Source organism: Allorhodopirellula heiligendammensis (assembly GCF_007860105.1).
GTDB lineage: Bacteria > Planctomycetota > Planctomycetia > Pirellulales > Pirellulaceae > Rhodopirellula > Rhodopirellula heiligendammensis.
The window spans coordinates 2,384,828-2,407,176 of record NZ_SJPU01000001.1; the positions used below are offsets into that span (position 1 = coordinate 2,384,828).

The 22,349-nt window shown below is 57.6% G+C and carries 4 protein-coding genes; 3 read left to right on the forward strand and 1 reads right to left on the reverse strand.

What is annotated here, in order from left to right:
• Nucleotides 1-456: 456 nt before the first annotated feature.
• Nucleotides 457-20,133 (reverse strand): dockerin type I domain-containing protein, encoded by a 19,677-nt coding sequence (locus Poly21_RS09055; RefSeq protein WP_146406515.1) that lies wholly within the window; start codon nt 20,131-20,133, stop codon nt 457-459.
• 646 nt (nt 20,134-20,779) lie between these two features.
• On the opposite strand from Poly21_RS09055, the gene Poly21_RS09060 reads away from it, so the two are divergent.
• From Poly21_RS09060 to Poly21_RS09070, 3 genes are read left to right on the forward strand one after another with little or no spacing between them, the layout of a single operon-like run.
• Nucleotides 20,780-21,247 carry a type II secretion system protein GspG gene (locus tag Poly21_RS09060; protein WP_146406516.1) on the forward strand — a complete coding sequence of 156 codons (468 nt, stop codon included), beginning with the start codon at nt 20,780-20,782 and terminating at the stop codon, nt 21,245-21,247.
• Between the two features lie 16 nt (nt 21,248-21,263).
• On the forward strand, nt 21,264-21,926 hold the full coding sequence (locus Poly21_RS09065; protein ID WP_146406517.1) for a prepilin-type N-terminal cleavage/methylation domain-containing protein: 663 nt from the start codon (nt 21,264-21,266) through the stop codon (nt 21,924-21,926).
• Nucleotides 21,923-22,348 carry a type II secretion system protein gene (locus tag Poly21_RS09070; protein WP_302118204.1) on the forward strand — a complete coding sequence of 142 codons (426 nt, stop codon included), beginning with the start codon at nt 21,923-21,925 and terminating at the stop codon, nt 22,346-22,348. Before Poly21_RS09065 ends, Poly21_RS09070 begins: the two co-directional genes overlap by 4 nt.
• Nucleotide 22,349: the final 1 nt, after the last annotated feature.

Sequence of the window (22,349 nt, forward strand, 5' to 3'; positions counted from 1 at the left end):
AGATAATTGCAGTTGACTGCGGCGGTGCACTGAACGTACGCAGCATCTGCCTAAATTACATGCAGGGCTTCGGCCATGTTCCCGGGCACTCGCGAGTGAGGTGAGGGCGGCTGAATTCAGAGGAGACAATCGGGGTGCTGTCGCTGCGGTTCGGCAGTCCTGAACGATGTTTCGAGCCTGCTTTCTAGGAGCGGCGTTGACAAGATAGGTTTGTGGTCCGGCGGGCGTGGCTGCCGGTGGATTTACCAACCCGATGGCAGTCCATCGCGTCGCGCGCGGCTTGGGTGAGTAGTTGTGCACTCGGAAAACGAACGCAACTCACTCATCAGGCTGCTAAAACCCAAGCGATAACACCACACCCAAATCGGGGCCCTGAAGATAGTGTCAGCTATCAACAGGGCTCCATCGTTATTTCACTAGCGAGCTAGCTTCTTGAGGTCGCGAAGCCGCTAGGAACTAAAATAACTCACTGAGGGCGGCGTCGAGTGTGGTCTCGAACGCGTCACTCTTCGCCTTCTTCTCGGATTGATCGATGGCGATTAAGTCCAAGACGGTGTGGTCAGAGTTGGGGGCCTGATTACCGACGAGGACCTGGGAGTCACCGGCAACGATCGTCGTCACAGGTGATTCTGATGCGATCGTGACACTCACACCATTGCTGGGCACCAAGGACTGCGGCGCGACTGATTGAGGAACAATTGGCTCAGGCGACGAGGTTGGTCCTTGCGTATTGAGGTAATTGATCACTCGCAGCGCGTCCAGAGAAGTGATCACGGCATTATCGCTGACATCGTAGTAGATGCCGTCATCGGGAAGCTCAGAGATTGGCACCCCGTCACCATTTTCCTGTGCATTGAGGAGGTTGATAATCAGGAGGGCATCGAGGGAGGTCACAATTCCACTGCGATTGACGTCCTCAGCGATCACGGGATTGGTCAGACGGAAATTCGTGGTGTTGAATTGGACCTCGACAGGACCACTGGGAACACCGCTATTGTCGTACACTTGAATGATCACGACATCCTCACCGATATGCCCAGCATTCGGACGGTACTCGAGGTCTCCAGTAGCGGGATTGATCGTAGCAACCCCATTCGTCCCGTTGGTCAGGATCTCCGTTCTCGATAGATCCAAGCCATCGGTGGCGATGAACACATCATTCAGGTCGACGATCGCAACACCGCTGTCGATAGCATTGTTGAAAGTTCCCGAGCGGATGGTCCCATCGGCTACCGGCCGTGACCCAATGTCGATCTTGAGCGTCAGCTCTTGATACTTGGTGTTGGGGTCGACTCGCGAGTCAGGACCGTCGTCGGCGCGGAACACCAATGTCGCGGTGCCTGTGGCACCGTCGGCTGGGTAGATGAACAGGGTCCCGTTGATCAGATCGGGTTCACGCCGGAACAGTGTTGCCAGGTCAGTGCCGCTCGTACCCTCCGAATCGGCGGGTTGGTAGCGGAACACGACGGTCTGATTGGCTTGCTCATCGGCGGCGGTCTGCGGTCCAGGTGATAGATCGGAAACTAACCCCGGGAAGCTGGTCGTGCCGCCGTCGGTGCGGGCTGGTGCATAGAGAGTTTCGTTGGGCCCGAACACGTCGCTGTTCAGCGTGAATGTTGGCACGTCGTTGTTAGGATTAACCTGCAATGTGACCAATGCCGGATCGCTAGTTTCCGGCGGTGCGCCCGAATCGGTTACGAAGTATGTGAACTGATCCGGTGTGGTGCCGGGCGTCGCGGTGTTGTAATCCGTCTCGGGAACGTATGAAAAGCGATCAAGATACCGCTCTGTCGTCCCACCGGTGCTGACTTCCACGAACGTCACCGTCAAAACACCGTTGGCGAGCATGAGTGATTGGCCAGCTTCCATCTTGCCGGTACTGGCATTGAGAGCATAGTCACCGATCAAGCTCGATCCGGTAATCGTGGGCGTGGTCTCACCGGGCAGACCGATGCCGGTCACGTGAAGCGTTTGGATTTCGGGGAACTCAGCGCTCCCGCCTGCCGAGGCTGGACCTTCAAACTGATTTGTCAAATCGAGCAGGCGGGCCTCGGTTCCTTCAATCGTAGTGGGAGGTCCCGACACTGGGTTTCCAGTGCCATTTTCCAATTCGCTAAACTCGAGCATCTCGAGGGTGCGGTTCGGGGCGGTCGGGACATCGTTTCCGCTGGAAAGCGTGATCGTAATCTGCTCACGGCGGATCTGGTCAAGTGCCGGGTTGGTATTCCCGCTCAGATCTCGTTCGCTGACCACAATGTCATAAACTGCGCTGCCAAAGGCATCGGGGTTGGCCTCAAGTGACAACGTGCCGTTTTCGGCCAGGGTGGGTTCGGTACTGAACATCCCTGTCGTTCCGCTAACCTGCTGCAGTTCGATACGGACAGTCGAGTTCGAATTTTCATCGAGGGCCCCGGGGGAGGTATCCGAGGGTGCCGGGCCCGGTAGGATCACTCCGCCGGTTATCGAGAAAATATTAGTGGAATAAACGCCATCGTCATCACTGACCACGAATTCCGCAGCATTACTGGTGTCGCTGCGAAGGGCTGGAATTGACGGCAGGTCATTCGTAGGCGTCACACTCATCGTGACGGTCGCGGGGCCGCTGAGATGGTTGACGGTGCCGCGATCATCGACGAAGTAGGTGAATACGTCGGACGGGTCAAAGGGCACCGACGAGTTGTAGTCAGTATCCGGAGTATACCGGATCGATTTGACGAATTGGTCGGTTGCGTCACTGCGATTGCGTTGATACGTGATTGTCAGAACGCCATTGGCCGTATCGAGCGTATCGGTTGCGATCAGTTCGCCGGCGACGTCGCTATACACGAGACTTGGGTCATTGGCTGTTTTTACCGGGGCGACTGCCCCGGCCAAACCAACACCGATCACCCGTAGAGATGCCGTCTGGCTCGCCTCGTTGAATGGTGGCTCGATGGAGTCCACAAATGAACTCGGCTGAGCGGCACCGCCAGAGGCATTGCTCAGTAACAGCGTATCAGCGGCGATGTCGCGATACCCATTCCCATCGGAGGTCGGAACCGAATTGCCGCCTGCGTCCAACTCCTCGCGGTGTTCAGCCAGCGAGAAGGCTTTCGCCGCCGCAGTGGGCTGATCGTTGATAGAGTTGACGACGATGGTGAAGTCGCGTGTGACCGGTGGGTTGGTGAGAACGTCACCCTCAGGACTGAGGTCGACGACGCTGAGCGTATAGGTGACGGTCCCAAATGTGTTGGCTCTCGGGAAGACCTGCAACGTTCCATCAGCGGACAAGGTCGGCGGTGCTGAGAAAATCTGGTTCGCCAAGGTCGTGTCGTCGGCAGTCAACGTGATCTGCACCGTTTGACCCGCTTCGTCAGCACCGCCACCAGCATCGATAACTAGACTGTCATCGAGGAACACGTTGGTGCGAATCGTATCCGGAACGGTGGCGTCCTCGTCAAAGGTGAAGACACCGTTGTCTTCGAACTCAGGCACTGTTGGTGGAGTGTTCACGGGGCCCACACTGATGCTGACCCGAGCAGGCGCGCTGAGTCGACTCGCTACGTCGGTAGGAATGACAAGATTTCGCGGTGGGGTGCTGCCAGGTACCGGCGTGCTACCATAATCACTGACGAAATAGGTAAACGTGTCATCGGGGAGGGTGTCGTTGTATCCCGGGTCCGGGGTATAGACGATCTTGGAGATGAATCCGCTCGAGAGATCTCCACTGACGCGTTGTTGGAATGTCACATCGAGCGTGCCATTGGGTGTTTTAACTTGCTGCATCGCCGTCATGGTACCGAGAGTTGTGTCCAACGCGTACGCAATTGACGGATCGGTTGCCAACACGACTGGAGTGGGCAAATTGATTGCCGGATTGTTGGGGTCGACCATTCCAATACCGACGACCTGAAGATCTTGACCCGACTCGTTGTAAGGCGAATCAACCGGCAGGGAGCTTGCCCTGGCTCCAGCGGATAGGTCTGACGTTCCTGAAACATCGTGGATGGTGACAGGTGTATCCTCAAGTGTCGTGAACGCGTAAGTCGGTGCCGTCGGGGCGTCATTCGTCCCCGTAATGGCAATCGTGATTCGCTGTGCAGGTGCATCGAGAATTCCGTCACTGGCAATGACGTCGTACACCGCGTCACCGAAGGCATCGGGGTTGGGGTAGACTTCAATCACGCCGTCATTGGTCATCGTAGGCAGACTCGCCATCAAGCCTGGTGGTACCGCGATGGGGACGAAACGCACACCGGTATTGGTCTGCAGTGCCAATTCGTCGATCGCAGTGGACGGTCCGGCCTGCACCCGTGTGCTGGCGGCGGCGTAGACATCTTGGCGTTGAGGCGACGTGTTACCCACCTCGATCTCTGAGAATGAAATCGTATTGTTGACGATTTCCAATGTTGGAAAGACCGGTGGGTCGTTTTTCGCGACGACGCTGATTCGCGCCGAGGCTTCGTTACTCAGATTGCGGTGCTGCAGGGCGGCATCCTGGTCCGTGGTATTGAGGCCACTGTCGCGGATGAGAAATTGGAAGTCATCGGTGACCTTGAAGTAGGGAGTCGTTTGGTTGTAGTCGACTGCCGGCACGTATACTGCCGATACAAATCGCATTGTGCCAGCGGGCACGTTGGTGCTCTGCGAGGGGGCGAAGGTCAATGTCAGGACGCCCCCGGACGCCGTCACGACTTGAGTCGGTTCATTGGACGCCCCGAAAAATGGCCGTGGGTTTCCGAACTGGTCGGGCACGATAATCTGCGCAACTTCGAGCGTATCTGGTTCGGAAAACAGCGAATTGATATCCGGGTGCGCGTTGATCGCCGGTCTCTCGGCGGTCTCACCTCGATTGAGTCGATTGCCCAGGATCAGATCATCCGCTGTAATTGTCTGACTCACTGTGCCCGGTTCAACTGCCTCGTCCATGATGATCGAGCGGTTGTAAGCAACCGGTTTATCGTTGACCGCGTCAACGGAAATAGTCAGTTGAGGTTTGGGTAACCTCGTTGCCCCTGCACTATCGGTGAGCGTAATTTCGTAGACCGCGGTTCCAAAGGCATCGGCGAGTGGTTTGACACTGAGGGTTCCGTTGAGGCTCAGCGTCGGATCGGCCGAGAACATGCCGGCCGTTCCACTGACGTAACTCAGCGTGATTGGCTGAACCATCGTCTGCGTCACTTGCTCGTTCGCGGGCCCCGGCAGAATCGAGTCGGTCGTCGGGTTAGCGAAAATGTTTGCCTGCAGAATGCCGTTGAACGAAGTGGGTTGATCCTCGTAGAACGAAACCCTCGGCGTGTAGGCGGGAATTGTCGGCGGATCATTCTTGGCCAACACTCGAATCCGCGCGGTCGCTGGATCACTTAGACTGCGGTGCTGCAGAGTGGCGAGCGGGTCGGTCGTATTGAGTCCACTATCACGAATGACGTACTGGAAATCATCGGTGCCCGTCAGCGATGGTGACGTTTCGTTGTAGTCAATTGCCGGCACGTACACCGCGGAAACGAACTGCATCGTTCCGGCAGGCACGTTTGGACTTTGAGATGGAGCAAACGTTAAGGTGAGCACACCTCCGTTTGCCGTCACGACCTGAGTGGGCTCACCGGCATCGCCACGGAAAATGCGGTCATTGCCATTTTGGTCCAAAACATTGATTTCAGCGACTTCCAGCGAATCGGTCTCGGCGAATAGCGGATTGATGTTCGGATGCGAATTGATCGCGGGCAATTCGCTCGTCTGACCATCGTTGAGTCGATTTCCCAGAATCAGATCGGCCGCGGTGATCGTCTGGCTAACCGTCGCGGGTTCGATCGCTTCGTCCATCACGATCAAGCGATCATATGTAATCGGTTGATCGTTGACGGCATCGATGGTGATCGTCAACAACGGTTTGGGGGTCGTCGTCGCTCCCTCGCTATCGGTGAGCGTGATCTCATACACCGCTGATCCGAAGGCATCGGCGACGGGTGCAACACTTAATGTGCCATCAAGCTCGAGTGTGGGGGCGGCGGCGAGCATGCCTGTCGTCCCACTGACATAGCTCAGGATGATGGGCTGGAGGACCGATTGCGTGGGGACCTCGTTGAGCGGCCCGGGCAAGATCATGTCAGTGGCGGGATTGGCGAAGATATTCGTCGTCAATATGCCACTAACCGACGTGGGTTGATCCTCGTACAGCTCGACAGTCTGCGTATAGGCAGGGATCGTCGGCACGTCGTTGACCGCCTCAGTCACAAACGTGATCGATGCGGTGGCAGTCAGTGGCAGCTCTCCGGGAACCGGGTTAACGACCGGCACGGTGTCAACCACAACGGCGGTGCCCGAGTCAGGTCCCGTCCCCGGACCATACATGTCGTACGAACCAGCGTCGATAACCGAGTATTGCAGGACGTCGCCCACCAGCGCTGATGCGGCGGCATCGTCGACAAAGTAGTCGGGGTCAGGGGTAAATGTCCCCGACATGAACACACCAGCTCGGAACGTCAACGTCACGTCCCCATTCGGTAGTTCGACGAGCTGCTGTACGTCGACTCCCGGACCGTTGTCGTAGTCCGCTGACAAGTATTCGGTATCAAGGTATTTGAAACCGTACACAACCAGATCTTGCTCGCTCTCGTCGTAGAGTGGGGAGGTGACCCCGTCACCAACGAACTGACTCGCTCGAGCAGGATCATTAACGGTGTGAATCAGATCACTGATATCGAAGGTGTAGGCGATGTCTTCTTGGCCGGTCACGATACGGTCGCTGGTTTGCGGGGCATCGTTGGTAGGGTTTACCGTCACCGTCAATGTCTTCGTGAGCGATGACAAACCGTTATTTGGATTGGTGATCGATACCGAGAACTCGGCAACGCCATAGGCATCTGGCGTTGGTGTGAGAGTCAGCGAGATGGGGTCCGTGTCGACGGTCTGATTGATCGTTGGCACGTCGAGCAATCCAGCGGGGTTGCCGGGGTTCGCTGTGATCGTGACCCAACTCGCCGGCACCGTCCCCGTTTCATCAGCACCCGCACCGAACAGGAAGGCTTGGTCTTCGTCAGTGAACAGGTCAATGAGTTGCAGCGTGTAGCTGTCGTTGGAGGGATCGCTGTCCACTTCCGTCTCGTCGATGTTGATACCGGGCTGGAAGTCGCCTAGCACCGGGGAGTCTGCCTTTGGTGTGATGGAGAAGCGAATGGTTGCCGGGCTCGACTCGATGGGATCGGTCGCTCCGAGCTGGACGTCTGGATCGCTACTGTCGACCTTGGGCGCGATCGACACACCGCTATCAGAGACAACGTATTGCAACTCTTGAGGAAGGCCGTCGTAGTTGTCGTTGGCATCCACGGCAGGCGTGAAAATTGCCGAGTCAAAGGTGCCACCAGAATGTTTGATAACCATCGTGCCGGTGAGGCCGTCGCTGCCAGTGAACGTGACGGTGACGTCTCCGGTCGAAATCGTTCCGGTGGGGTCGAACAGATTCGCAAACGTCAGCGTTCTGTCGGATTGGGTGATTAGAGTGCTGCCCGACGCGTCAGTTTGCGTGTAGGTGATGATCGCATTGTCCAGGAAGATCAGCTTGCTCACCGTTAAGGTACTAAGCTGGTTCTCCTCGTTGAACGGCGCAGCGCCGCTGCCACCGGCATCGACCCGAGTTTTGTCGTCAAACGGATTTGCCACGCCCGAAGTACCAGCAAGATCAGCGGCAGTGAAAGCGAACGAAATTGGCGTGTCGTTCGCTCCCTCTGCAGCCTCGATTTGCGTCCACAGACGCTCGACCGTCGCGGGCTTGTCGTTCACAGGAGCGACCGTGACTGTCACGGTTTGCGTGGTCGTTAAATTGTCACCCGTGGTGCTGAAGTCACCGTCGGCACCGGGATCGGTCACCGTTACCGTAATCGATGCTGTTCCATACTGATCGGCAGTCGTGGTGAACTTCAGTTTCGCCTGCGAGCTGCCACCGTCGTAGGCGGAACCATCGAGACCTACCACATCGAGGTCCGTAATCAACAGTGGGGTTTGGCTGCCGGCGTTGACAAAGTTCCCCGTGCCGTCGTCGGCGAGGTTTGTCGTTGTCGCCGTAACGCGGACCGGTTGCACATTGCCTCCACCAGCGGAGATGCCAGACAATGACACGTTCTGGATATCGATGTTGCCGTCGCCGTCGAGATCTTGATCTTCGAATAACGCATCCAAGTCGATGCCAGCATCGGATGTCATGGGGATCGCATCGAGCGTCGGAATTTGATTCACAGGTGTGACGCTCAGCGAAATCGTCCCGGTCTCCACGCCCGCCACACCGGTCGCGTCAACAATGCGATAGCCAAACGTCAACGTGGGCGTAACGTCATCCGCTGTCCCGGGGATTCCATCGGGGCCGGGAACCGGCGCGGTGTCGTAGTTCGTTCGCGGGACGAAGGTAACCGTGCTGTCGGCGTCAACACTCAGCTTGCCAGCGACTCGCCCCAGGGAATCATGCAGTTGGTCGATTACTGCCGTTCCGCCAGCGAGCGGATAGGCTCGACCGGTTTGCAGATCTACGATTTCGAGCATGGAGATGGCATGGTTGTCCGCATCCGTGGATGCGGTGAATACCCTGCCGGTGGCCACCGTGGCAGGATTGCCGAGAACATGCTCCGATGTCGTGAACACTTCCGTTTGGTCTGCCTCGACCGCCCGGTCGTTGAGATCTTTCAACATCGGCGGCACACCAGCGACGATCGAGATTCGGTGGTCTTCCACCTCGCCACCGATCGCTAGCCCATCGGCGGACAGACCACCGAGTTTGCTGATTCTCAGACGCATCACCATATCGCCTGTGATCGTAGCGCCCCCTGGCAGCGTGCTCGGGAACGACACCGGCAAGTGATTCTCGCCTGGCCATACCGCGATACTATTAAACACTCGCTCGTCATAGTTGGTTGGATTATCGCCAACATCGAGTTTCCCGTTATGGTTGAAGTCGATCCAGCCGTCGACGACTCCGTAATCGGTCGCCAGCACGTTGACCATCACTGGCCCGCCACCAACCGCGGTTGTGCGAGCGATATTGAAGGTTGCATTGACCGATGACAGATCCAATCCGTTTTCGTCATCCACGACGGCGAGCGGAGTCGACGCATCGTGACCGATCGCCACCGAGCCGAGTTGGCCGCGCGTGAGAGTGAGTTGGTCACCAATCCGGATCGCATCAACCCGTACGACTTCGGTACCTAGCAAGAGATACCCACCGAGATAGTTCGCGAACCCCGCAGCCGTGCCGCTAGAGACGGCGATGGTGGTCGCCGTCGCATCGACAGCGTTCAGGAGCATCGTTGGTGCGGGCAGGGTGGTGTCATCCCGCAGCACGTTGGCGAGATCAAAGCTGACTCCCGAGCTGCTTTCGCTATCAACGATGTTGCTACCAAGCTCATTCGGGGAACCTAAGCGTGGATCACCGTTGAGCGTGTCGCCGAGGCCGAGCACAGTATGTCGGGCGAGATTATTGGGATCCGCAGTTTCAACGCCATCACCGAAATCGAAGGCCGTTGGCCCCACGCCGACGGTAAAGCGAGTTTGTGTACTGCGGTTGGCCCGCAGCAAATTGCCGGCCTTGTCCGCAATTCCTTGCACGTCGCTGGCCGTCACGGTGAAACCTGCACTGGTTGAGGTGACACTGATGTCGGCAACGTCGCCGCCGGAGTTACTGACGAGATAGAACCCGCCACCGCCTTCGGAGACACCGGTGAGATCAAGACTATCGCTGTTGTTGATCGCGGCGAGCACGGCGGCATTGACTGCTGTTTGCGGGAACGTCACGCTCGGGATGAACGGAATCGCGATCGCGCCAGCGGAGACCCCGGGGGCTGCATCCGGTACCAGGCTAGCCGCGAGCCCGTCCGCCGATCCGCTTGAGAACGCAATCGTGTCGCCGACATGGCCACCGAGATAAACGCGTCCACCCTCGATCCCTTGTGCATGGGGCAGTCGCAGATCGAAATCGCCCGCCGTGCTGGGCTGGACCGCTTCGAACTCTCGCATCACACGAGCGATCTTCGATGCAATTCCTGATTGGACTTGTCCGGCCACGTCGGGGCTGATTGGAGTCAGTTCGACATCATCGAGCGGATCAGATTCAAACAGGGAGACCGTTTCGTAAGCCGAATCAATCAGACGAATGGGAGTGGCATAGGTTGTCTCCACGCCGCCGACGGTCTCGGTAATCGTAGCGGAATGTTCGACCACTGCGGTATCGAACAGACCGCGATCGATCGACAGCGACAGATCGCCCGCGACAGGGCCTGGCTGAATATCGATGATTTTGACAATCTCCGTTCCAATTTGCAGTAGGTCACCCACCTTCGGTACGAAACTCGCATTGGGAGTGACTTCTACGGTTCGGTCGGATGCCAACAAACTGTTGCCTGTCACGGTTAACGGACCTGCTGTCGCGCCGTCGAGCAGCACGTCATCGAGGTGCACCGATTGATCCGGCGACAACGTCGCACCACGGTCAGTGGCAATGACTTCAGCGACAGAGAACCGGGCGTGGGTGGCCATGGTCGATCCGAGGGCACCCCGTTCGACGTTGACTGTGCCTGAGGCATCGTCGTAGGCGGTCACTCGCATGAATTCATCGTTGATACGGATGAAAGTCATCATGCCAGCCAAAGCGAGCTGGGCGGGGTCCAGTCCCAAGTCACTGCCCTGGAGAACTGTGAACGTGTCGTCCGTAGCTGCACTGCCAATCGCGGTATCGGTTAACGCGCGATGGCCTTGATCGACCAACTCCACGCGATTGGCAAACGTCGCGCCTGCCTGATGGTGGCTGCGCGGAGTTCCCAGCACACCACGCTGGACGGTCAATTCCGCAAGTCCTGCGTCGACGCCCACAACCGACATGATCTCATCGGAGATGCGTATGAAATCACCGACGGCAAATTTGCTCGGGTCGGTCACGCTGACCGTTACATCATCGTCGCCGGAGACGCGTCCGATTCGCACCTCGCCGGTGAACGTATCTGCGGGGGTCGTGGGCAGCTTGTCAATCTGGAATCTTGCGGTGTAACCATTCGTTCCACCTGTCGTGCTGTACTCGAACGTTTGTCCGTCGAGGATCGCACTGGCAGCCGCGAGTTGTACCACGTAGCCGGAATCAAATTCGAGGGTCTCGGTATGAGTATCATTGGTTACTGATATTTGATCACCATCGCTGATGACGTGGCCGCCGGTGGCGTCTAGCGTGACTGCTTTCTGGTCGCCGTTGAGCAGGATGATCTCGTAAACGCTGTTGGGATTCCAAAGATCCGACAGTGGCGTCAGCCGCAATTCACCCGTCGATGGATTGAATGCCAAGTTGAAATCGCGACCCACCTGGAGCAAACGATTGTCTTGACGAATCAATACCGTCGACGCGTTGACCGTACCGGGATCAATGCCGGTACCCTCAAACGGTGAGTTCGAATTCTCACCATCGGACAGCAGTATCGAGAATGCTTGAAGATCCGGATTATTCAGTTGAATGAATGTTTCGGCGGGGTCGCTGTCGAGGCCTGCATCGTCCTGATCGACCGGATTGAGCAGCTTCGCATAGGGTTGCACGAAGTCCGAGAAGTCCGCCGCCCCGATGTCAATGTCGGTGTTCGGACCGGCACCATCGCCGCCGATCCCGCCGCTGACTCGCAATTGACCGAACGCATCGAGAATGGGCGCAAAGTACGGCGATTGCGGGATCCCAAGGATGTTCTTAAATGCCGCATAAGCGCCGCGATCGTTCAAGAGGTCTTGGGAGTTGTTGATCGTGCCAGCAGTGGCCAGCGGATAGTAGTTGCGTCCATCTGGATCGACGAATAGTGGATCGGTTCCCGAGCGGGGGTCAGAACCTTGGACCGTACCGGCATTATGAAAATAGTTGTTGTCGATCACCGCGCCGACACCATTGTTGTCGATGCCATTGCCGAGGGTGCTGAACACATTATTGAGCAGCGTCGGGCTAGCGTTGTCGTGAATCCGCACACCGAACTGGCTATTGTCATTTCCGATGAACGTATTATTGATAATCCGCCCGATCGGTCTGGGGCTCTGGGGCGTTCCATTTGGCTGCCCGGAATAATCAATGCCGCTGCTGCCGACAATAATATTGTTTTGGATGACGACGCCCGGAACGAAACGTTGATCGTCTTTGTCCGAGAAGTTTTGTGTGGCACCGGGGAAGGTGACCCCGTCACCATCGCCCTGTCCCGCTGGCGGCGCCACATTCACGCCAACCAATCGTGAGTCCGAGATGATGTTGTTCTCAAGAATCAGTAAACCCTGCTCTCGTTGCTTGTTTCGATCCGCGTCGAGGCCCGTGCCCAGCGTGGAATTCAGAATGTGTCGTACGTTGGTGTCAAAGACTTCCCCAACGACGATCGTGCCGTTGACCCCAGCGGCGTACTCGCCAGTGCGGCGCATCTCCAGCTGATAGTCACCGGAGAGCTGATTGGTTAGGGCATTCTCATCGCGTTTGACATTCGACTGAGGACTCTGCGCGAGATCGACGAACGCGTTGTCGGTTGTCGCCGGCGCGTTAGTCACCATCTCACCACGCTCCGCAAAACCGACGAGTATGTCGTCAATATAGAAGCCTTCGTGGTTGTTGTTCGAGCCAGCCCCTGAATGTTCGATGTCGGCGCGTTCGCCGAAGAAGTCGCCCGGCAAATCCCCTTCGATGGACGAGCCAGACGTGCTGAAATCAAACCGCAACTTGATCGAAGACTCGCCGGCAAACGGGGACAGATCGATGCGAGCTTGATGCCAGAGCGGATTGCCGGGATCGCCGTCAAACAGCTCTTGCGCAATCTGCTTGCTCTGGGGCTGCGGATCGCTGCTGTTGATGCCGGCGTCAGCAAGGTGAGATAAAAACGTAGGTAATTCGGCTTGGGAATTGCCGTCGGACGCATCGGTGCCACTCAGGGTGGAGTTATTGGTGGCCAGCAGTTCCCACGTCACGCCATTGTCACGGGAGGCAAAAACGCGAGCGCTGTCGCGGAAGAAGTTATCCGCATTGACGTCGCTTACGTTCTTGCCCGTCGCTGCTTCTGTCTCCAGGAGGTAGTTGAAATAAAGTGTGGGGCGGTCGTAATAATTCGCGTCTGCCAGCGAAAAATCATTCGTGATCAAGGCACCTTTTGCACCGCCGGACAGATCGTAGGTATTGCGGATATTGGTATTGCTGCTGAGGTCCTGGTGTTGGATCGTGCTCAACCCGTATTGGGCGTTTTCACTGCGATCCGCGGGGCTCAGGTAGCCTTGGAAATCCGCGTTAGGGTTGCGTTTCCACTGCTCTAATCCAAAGTAGAAACTCGCGCCGCCGGAGCCTTGGCTGGTTGTGCGCGTTCCCGTGATGCCATCGGGAATCGTAAACTCATCACCGAGTGCATTCCGGCTGTGGTCGGGTGCCGGGTTCACGCCGTGGCCAGCATCGTTGGCACGCAGCATCGTGGGGTGCCACAGGTTGAAGTCGAGCGGTGAAAACGCCAATCCAATGGGACTACCGACCATACCGGTAATCTGTGTCGACGTACCAGCTTCGAAAACGCTGGCAAATGTGCCGTCTGCGTTGAAGGCAAATAGACGGCCATCGGTCGAAGTGGCGAAAAGTGTGTTCTTGTAACTGCCGCCGTCAACGTTCTGCGGTCCGAGCGACAGCCCAGCGAAGCTGACGCCGGGAACTGTCGTCAGCACGTTGGCTACAGCATCGGTGCGACTGATCGACAGAAATTCACCGGCACTGGTCACGCCGAACAAATCGCCGCTGCCGTCGAAATTGGACATCGCCAAACCAGTAACGCGTCCCTGCAAGACTTCCGCGGCTGTGCCGACACCGGGCGAACTCGACGTGATGTTCTGATTGCGGGCGACCACGCCGCCACTGCCGTCGCCATTGTTGTTGTCGTTTCCACTGTAGATCAATGCAATGATGCGCTGCTTGACGTCATCGTCATTGTTAATCGCGTTGACAATGTCGTTCGCCGTTGCATTGACCACCGACGGAGTTCCGGCACGCCGCAAACGGAGGTTCAGAGTGTTACCCGTGAAGCTCACCTCGGCGGCATTTCCGCCGGTCCCGGTTGTCACGTTGACCGAAAAATTACCGGCTTCACCAGGAACATTGGAACGCAGCAGGATGTCGGTGGTTTGAAAATTATTCGTGTCGCCATTGTCGACGGTAAGAAAATGTCTCGCAAACGAAACACCCACGGGCTGGATCTCGCCTACAAACCCATACCGATTCGTCGTGTTCGTTGGCGCCGCAGGAGAGGCGTTACCATCGGCGTTCCCGCGATACAGTCGTGAAGCGTTGTCTGATTCGCGCACTGAATAAAATGATTCGTAGCGAGGCGTCGGCTCATCCCCCGTGGTGTTCCCATTACGCCGGAAGGTGACGGCGTCGACCTCGTCAGAATTGACCACCTCCGCAGCCCGTTGAGCGCGCGTCCGCGCATTGGGATTAGGAGGATCGAGCACGTCGCGAACATTGCTGAAACCTTCCGTCCCTGGGATATTGTCGTTCTGCGTCGCCAGCACTGTTCCGTCGAAAGGATCAAGCGTCACCAACTGGCCCACCATGTTGGCACCGTCGACATTCCGACGGTACCCGTACATAACGCCATCGCCACGAATGACGATGTCTTGGATATCGTTGCGTCCATCGGTCAGGTTATCATCATCGGGTGTCAAGTCCTTCTGCACTGGTCCTCCATGGTAGGGATCGACCGTGTAGAGATTGTCGCCGTCGTCGTTTCCACTGTTGTCGGTGGCCAGGAACAATCCCACGTCCTGAAGTCGGAATGTGGCTACGTGCTGATCGAGATTCGCCGAGGTATCGATATTCAACAGCGGGCCGGTAGTCGGTTGAATATCATTCGGGAAAATGGTCCCTTCGTCGTTCTGGCTCGATAGATATCCAGTAAAGCCGATATGGTCCTCGACCACACGATCGACGGAGTTGATGGGCTCCAGTCGTGTCAGAATGCCCGCATCGCCAGTGCTGTTGGGGCCATTGAGTGCGAACTGAGATGCTACTACTGAGGGCGTGACTTGATTGCTCATCACGGCCACGTAATAAGTCTTGCCGGATATTAGATGCACTGGGCCAATGTAAGGATCGTCCGTTCCGAGGGAACCACGACTGAGATCATCAAGACTTTGGCCGTTTCCCCCCACTGCAGGTTGGTCATCTTCGATATTCGATTCGCGACCAATGAAAATTAATCGGCTGTTTTCATCAAATACCGCGATGGAGGTATCGCCGCGCTTTTTGTCGGCGTAGTCCATGTCGAAAACGACTGACACGGTGCCTACATCGGTCGTGACACCCGGGATGACCTGGGTCGCTGCGTGGCTGACATCAAACTGGTAGACATCGACATCAGAGGCGTTGGCTAGATTTCCTGCTAGCGAGATCGCCGCGGTGTCAGTCTCGAGCAAATTGACGAGTTCCTGAGAACTGGTTCCCGTGACATTCCCGCCAGCGTCGCCGGCTTCGGCGGCATCGCCCACCAACGGGCTGTGACGTGGCAAGCCCTGGACATCGAACGCGGTCGAAGCGTAACGCACATCGGCGTAACGCACCGTTGAACCGGGGAATTCGTCAATCTGTTGCAAACGTATCTGGAGTTGGTACTCGCCCTTGCTCACCGGTACCGCAGCTGTCGACGCATTGCTGTCGTGGTCAACCTTGGCGGCACGCACGCGGACGTAGTAGGTCCCTGTTGCGGTCAACTCGACCGCTGCACCAGGATCATTATTAGACAGTGAGAAATAGTCGCCGCCGAGCAGGGGTTCCTGCGTCAATGATCCCGCCACGCCGAACGGAATGGGGTTGTCCGAACTGAAGACCAAGATGCCGCTGGGGGTGCCATCATCCAAGACGACATCGAACGCGCTGTCGAGGGTGGTGTTGGTCCGGTCGATATCAATCCAAACCCGAGTTCCCGCCGATGCTTGGAAACTGTAGACGTCCTCGTCCTTGGCATCGTCTGGGCTGATGTACCCTTGGACCTGGAAACCGAGTCGACGGTTTTCGTCACCGCTCTTGAGGTTGGGGGCCAAGACGCCGAGAGGTTGCGCCTTGGTGATCGGGTTGGAGTTGATACTCTCACCACCGGTCAACGGCGGCTCCGCTTCGCGGATGATCGCCACATTGCGGTCATTGCTCCACTCGTCAAACTTGAATCCTCGCCAGCTCTGGTTTCCCACCCCGGAGCCACCGTTGTCGGTGTCTGTCATCAAGTGCCCATCAGGGGTGAATCCGGCACCCACTGAATCGTCGGCGAGGTGCGTGATCACGACCGGATAACCAGGCAGACCGAGTACTTGGATGGTGCCGCCGATGCGGTCCACAATATCTAGCGGGTCGCCGGTCGCGGTGAAGCCAGAGTTCGTGCCACTGACCTTCACGACGAGACTTTCCGAAACATTACTTTGCAAACGAAGACCGCTGTAAGTGTGATGGTTGCCCACCGTAACCTGGCCATCGAGCACATGGACGATGTCTGAATCATCCCACACGCTTTGCGTGGAAAGTTCCTCGCCGCGCACCTTCAGCCCGTTCATTTGATTGTCGTCGAGCTCGTTGAGCCGAATCAGTGGACCGCGGTTGTCGTCGAATTGGCGATAGCGATCGACTGCGCCAATACTGCGACCTGAGTCGACGAGTGTTTCGTACTGCAGAGCGTCCGCATTGATATTGATCGCCGGCCCATCGTTTCGGACGATTTGATTGTCGACCAAAATGGGTTGGGCGCCGCGAACATAAATCGCAGCGGCTTGGTTATTACCGCGACCGAACCGATTGCTATTGGCATTCCCACTGGCATTATCGGTGATCAAACTGTTGGCGATACGAACTTCAGCTTGATGAATCTCAACGGCGTTGAAACGATCCGATGCCCCGCCTGCGGTGGCCGCCGTCGGAACTACGCCGCCGCCGTAGGCGATCACGGTGTGGTCGAGACTGCCTCGCGAGGCTTCTCCGAAGAACAACCCGCCCCAATTCCCTGCTTGGGGTTGGCCGACGCCACTGTTGGTTTGAAACACACCGCTTCCGCCGTAGCGACTGTCAGCCAGGGACGTGAAAATAATGGGGCTGTTGGCAGTACCTTCGGCGATTAACGTGGCGGCGCCGCGCTCGGCTTCAATGCGAGCCTCCCGTAGTTTGATCACCGTTCCCGGGTCGATCATTAAGCGGCCCGAGGGACGCGCCTTCAATACGCCGTTTTCGATGATCGGGCCACCAGGATTCCCCACGATGATCAGCGACTCCGTCAAAATATGGGTGATATCGGTATCGTCGAACCGACCCGAAACCGTCATTTTCTGAACCGAACTGCCCAGGTCCGTGGGGATCCCCACAAACAACCCGTTGTCCGTGTTGCCGCTCAAGTAGTTGCCAAGAATGTTGGGGCCGATTCGCCCGAGCGAATCGTCGAAGCTATTCGGGCTGGCGGCGACGGCGGCCTTCGCGGCATCGGTAATCGTGTTGAAGGTGACCGTGGGGCGCGCATCGTTGATATCAATCGGTGAGAACACGCGGGTGCCCGTGGGGGTGCCTTTGCCGCCCCCGTGTCGGATGTCCGCATGATTGATCGTGCTCAGGAAGACGCCACCGGCTTCGAGGTCCGAGTCGTCGCGTAAGACGATGCCCCCGTAATCACCACCGTTGGGGGCGGGACCGTTGCCATCGGAATCGCCTCCGGCCTGATCATCGTGGTAGGAGCGTAAGTACACGGGCAGGGTAGGTGTACCGAGCACCTGGATCGCGCCGCCGGCGCGGTCGGCACCGATTGATGAGGTCCCAACGTCAATGTTGGCCGCCCGCATTTTGATCAGGGCTCCCGCCTCAATCCGGACGGTCGTCCCCTTTGGAACGGTCAGGCTGTTGCCGTCGGGCAGGGCCGCGCCGGCGCGGGTGGAGCCGACTAAATATGGCGTCGCATCCCGCAGGCCTGTGGGACTGTCTTCATCGACATTACCAACAATCCGGACGAGCGCGCGTGTGGTGCCGCCCGCCGTGATCGCTTGAGCCGCGGCGAGTGCCGGGGCGATGCTATTGAACGGCAGCGAGGACGAACCGTCGCCACCATTGGGGGCGAGCTTATCAACGAAGATCGCGTTGGCGTTCGACTCGAACCAGAACGAATGCACGCCGCCTGGCGAACCGTCTCCATCGCCATCGATCGCAGTCCCGTCCACGTCGGTGAGCTGCTGGCTAACGGTCGGAGTTGCTGTGAAGGACAGTTGAACTTCATAATTCCCATCGGTCGTTCCGCCAAAACCTGAGTTAGCGATCGCGGGATCATAGTTTTCATTGCCCGCACTGCTGACGCCAAAGAAGTATTCGCCCGCCGGAAGGTCGACTTCAATCAAGGAATCGCTGCCATAGTAGCGATCATTTTGAGCGATAAGTTCGGACGTTCCATCGGCGTTTTTGCGGAACAGACGCAACACCGTGTTGAGCAGACTCGGCGAGGCCAGACGCTCGGCACTGGTTTCAATCTGAACTTTGCCAGGCTCGATGATGTTGAACCGGTACAGATCGATGTCGTTGGCGTTGGGGGGCGAAATTCGCTGCAGGTGCACGAGATCATGGTCACCGGGCTCCACGACCGACCCCGTACCATCACTGGGAACACCCGCTCCCATTGTCGCAGGCAGCTCGTAGGCGTGACCGAGGCCGAGGGCATGGCCGACCTCGTGGAACGCGACGCCCGTGAATCCATCACCGAAGAACCGGTTGCTCTCAGTAAAATCTTCTTTGTCCAAGACCACGAGATTCCCCCCGCCAAGCCCCGCGATGCCGCCGGGGGCCGATGTCGCATCCGCGCGAGCGGCCTGCAGATCTCCCTTACCAATGACCAGACCGCCGCCGGTACTGCTTTCGACGAATTCCATCCCAATCTGCTGGGCGTAGATTTCCAAAATCCCCCGCACGATGTCTTTCTCAGCGGGTGAGATGAAGTTCTGATAAACAATGCCGGCGCTGTTGGCCGGGAAATAGTCAGGGAAGGAGTACACACGAGTTTGGGTGGCGCGCGGGCCAACTTGACCCAACCCGGTGCTGCCAAAGTGTGCTTCGAGTTGGATCTGACGGTGTCCTGGTTCGTCGAGCCCACCCGGCCGTGCAGGCAGGGATACCGAACCGGCGGCAGAAATCTGCGACGCTACTTTGACACTCGTTCCCGAACTCAGGCTCCCAAAGTTCCCGGCCGCCGTGGGCGATAGCAAGTCTTTGAACGAAGTGCCGATCTCACCGGTGAACGTCTGCGGCAGTACACCGCTGGAACCTGTCGGGGCTAGACTCGAACCGATGTCCAGTCGATACGTGGCCGCGGGAATCGGGGCGTTAAAATTCAACTGAACCCGGTTCTCGGCGGGAAAGTAGCTCACCGAGTCTGGGTTCGTGGCTGTATCAGCGGGGCCTGCCGTGTCGACCAAACGGTAGAACGCGGGATTTTCCGCGACGGCAGGCGCAATTTGCTGCTCGTCAAAATACACGTCGATGCGGTTGTCTTGCGGCAACAAACTGCCGTCGACGTCCCGCTCGATCGGTTGCGGGATCACGGCGGTGACCTGAATCCCGCGGTCCAAGCGAAAGGGGGTGATCGAATCATGCCCGTCGTTGAATGGCACGCCATTGAGATCTTGGAGCGGATCGGCGCCGCTACCAATGATCTCGATACGATAAAAATCATCTGGGAATGCGAACGTTGGATCCGTCGCGTTGTGCGAGGCCGTGCTCGCGGGTCGCAGCACGATCTTGTGCAAATTGTCGGGATCGGTAACGCCGGGCTCCACAAACCCCACGTAGCCCAACGAAACTTGCACATCGTCGGCGGTACCAAATGTTGCGTCGCTGCCCGCCCGGACAAGTCGAACTGTGTCACTGTTGACGGAATTTTCGTCGAGATTCGCGTCCCCATTGAACAGCAGACTGAACTCCCGCGGTGGGGTCGAGAGCTTCGTGCCTTCGGAGATCAACGCCCCCGCATCGGGCCGGATGGCAAGCAGATCAGCGGCCAACAACTCGCGTTTTTCCAACGTCTCGTGATGCAGACGGCGGCTGAAACTCTTCGAACCACCGCTCGATCGTGTCTCTTTGCGGGCTTCCATGCGAAAGAAAGGAGAGCGACGGATAGCGGGACGACGGGACATATTCAACTCACAACGTGGGAATAAGGAGGAATAACAATCGCACCGCCGGCGGGATGAGTGCGTAAGAACGACATGAGGCGGTGGCTGAAAAGTATATCAATTCAACATCTTAGGGAGGACGGGTAGCCGTAATAATGCGAATACCGCGCAGAATGCTCCCAAGTGTTACAACAGTAATTCACGTGCCCCCCATTCGTGCTCGCCTACTTGAGAAATTTCCACAAAATTCTTTCGTTCTCCGCACGGTTGCTTAGACTGGCGGTGGATAGGCAAGCGGGAGAAGATAGGTAGGTGTTGGCTGGCGTGGCGGTTGTGTGCCGTTCTGGATGGGGAGGCGGGACCGGGCGTGCGCGGTTGGATTCCGCTCCATGGGTCTGGAGGCCGCGCTGCAGACAGTTATCGGAGTCGGCTCGCGGCGTTGGAAAGTGCTGGGGCCAGGCACCTGAAAACGGCCCTGCCAGCGACGCTTCGAAACTATTGCGAGGTTCTGGGGTTTCCCAACCAGTGCCAGGCAGTCCGATCATTCTCTCGAATAAATCGCTTACTCACCCCACGAGACGGGTTCGACTTCCAACCCGCTCGCGTTAAAACTCCCCGAATTGTTTCCTACCACTCACCGACCTTCCTTTTGACCAACTCACCAACCATGTCTCACCGCCGTCCCCATGCGATGTCTCCTGTTACTCTCCGTCCCGCCCAGTTGCGTGCTCGCAGCGCAAGAGCTGCTCGCGCTGGCTTCACGCTGCTTGAATTGCTGCTCGTTCTGGCGATTTTGGTGGTGCTCGGTGGGATCGTGGGTACCAACTTGCTCGGTGCCAAGTCGGACGCAGATATCAACGCGACCCAGGTCCAGCTGAATTCGCTGAAAGACAGCATTACGCTGTATAAGATTAAAACCAACACGCTCCCCGATTCGCTCGAACAACTCAAGGACGGTCCCAGTGACTCGGCCAAGAAGGCCAAGTGGGTAGGTCCGATCATCGAAACGGTTCCTGTCGACGCTTGGGGCAACGACTTTGACTTCAGCGCCAAGGGCAATGAATTTGAGATCCGCAGCGGTGGACTCGATGGTCAGATGAATACCGAGGACGACATTATCGTCGAAGGTAGATAGGGCTATCAGGATTTTCATGAAAACCGCCGGCTTCACTCTTTTGGAACTATTGCTCGCGATGGTCATTGCCGCGGCCGCTGCAGCGATGGTGATCCCGATTGCCGGCAGTTTGTTAGGCGACCGGGAGCTCGTGCGAGCCGGCGATCAGATTCGCGCCGAACTGACCCGGTTGCGTGTTCACGCGATTCGCGAAGGACGCGTGATGACGGTCCAGTCCAACCCGAACTCGGGTGAGCTGATGGTCGTCCCTAAGTTCACCTCAGCGGACGTCAATGAATCGTCCAGTTCCGCAGCGGGACCATCCGCACTGCTATCCGGCGCCAAGCAGGCAATGGGCGTGGTGGCTCCGACGGCCGCCGCGGCATCGGGCGGCTGGACGATTGAATTGCCTGAGAATGTTGTGGTGCAATCTGTCGTGACCTCCGCCGTCGGAGGCCCGAGTTCCATCGAGGCGGCATTGCTGAGTAATTCTGCTCCCGTCCCCAACGCAGCCGGTGCCACTGTTACAGGCACGCTTCCCGTGATCTATTTCTATCCCAACGGTCAGACCAGCAACGCGATCATTACGATCGGCGTTCGCTCCGAGGGCGACACTGCGGTCAGCAGTGCGGGGGGCTACTTCGTGCGAGTCCAAGTTCGCGGTTTGACGGGTGATGTGACACTGAGGGAAACCCCGTGAGCCGCATCAGCCATCGCTCTGGTTTCTCACTGCTCGAAATGCTGCTGGCGCTGGCGATTTTGGGTGGTTCGCTGGGAATCTTATCCACGATTGCGATGAAGGGCGCCGATGCAGCCCGCGAGGCGGAACATTTGGCCCAGGCGAGGCTGATCGCGCAGAGTCAACTGGCGATGATTTTAGCGAGCAATATTCATCCCGCAGCAGTTCCCCCAACCCCGGTCGCGCCAGTCGATTCGGAATCCACGACACCGTTCCAGTATCAGGTCGACGTTGCCATGGCACCCATCCAGGGCATGCTTGCGATTCGCATCACTGTCCGCGCCCTCGATCCCAATGGTGGGATGCCGATTGCAACCTATTCGATCACGCGGTGGATGATCGATCCTTTGCTCGGGTTGGCCGATCAAGAGACGGAGGTATAGA

Excerpts from the sequence above, each read along its gene's own strand:
- Poly21_RS09065 (WP_146406517.1), top strand. The coding sequence starts at position 21,264 with ATGAAAACCGCCGGCTTCACTCTTTTGGAACTATTGCTCGCGATGGTC.
- Poly21_RS09055 (WP_146406515.1), bottom strand. The coding sequence starts at position 20,133 with ATGTCCCGTCGTCCCGCTATCCGTCGCTCTCCTTTCTTTCGCATGGAA.
- Poly21_RS09060 (WP_146406516.1), top strand. The coding sequence starts at position 20,780 with ATGTCTCACCGCCGTCCCCATGCGATGTCTCCTGTTACTCTCCGTCCC.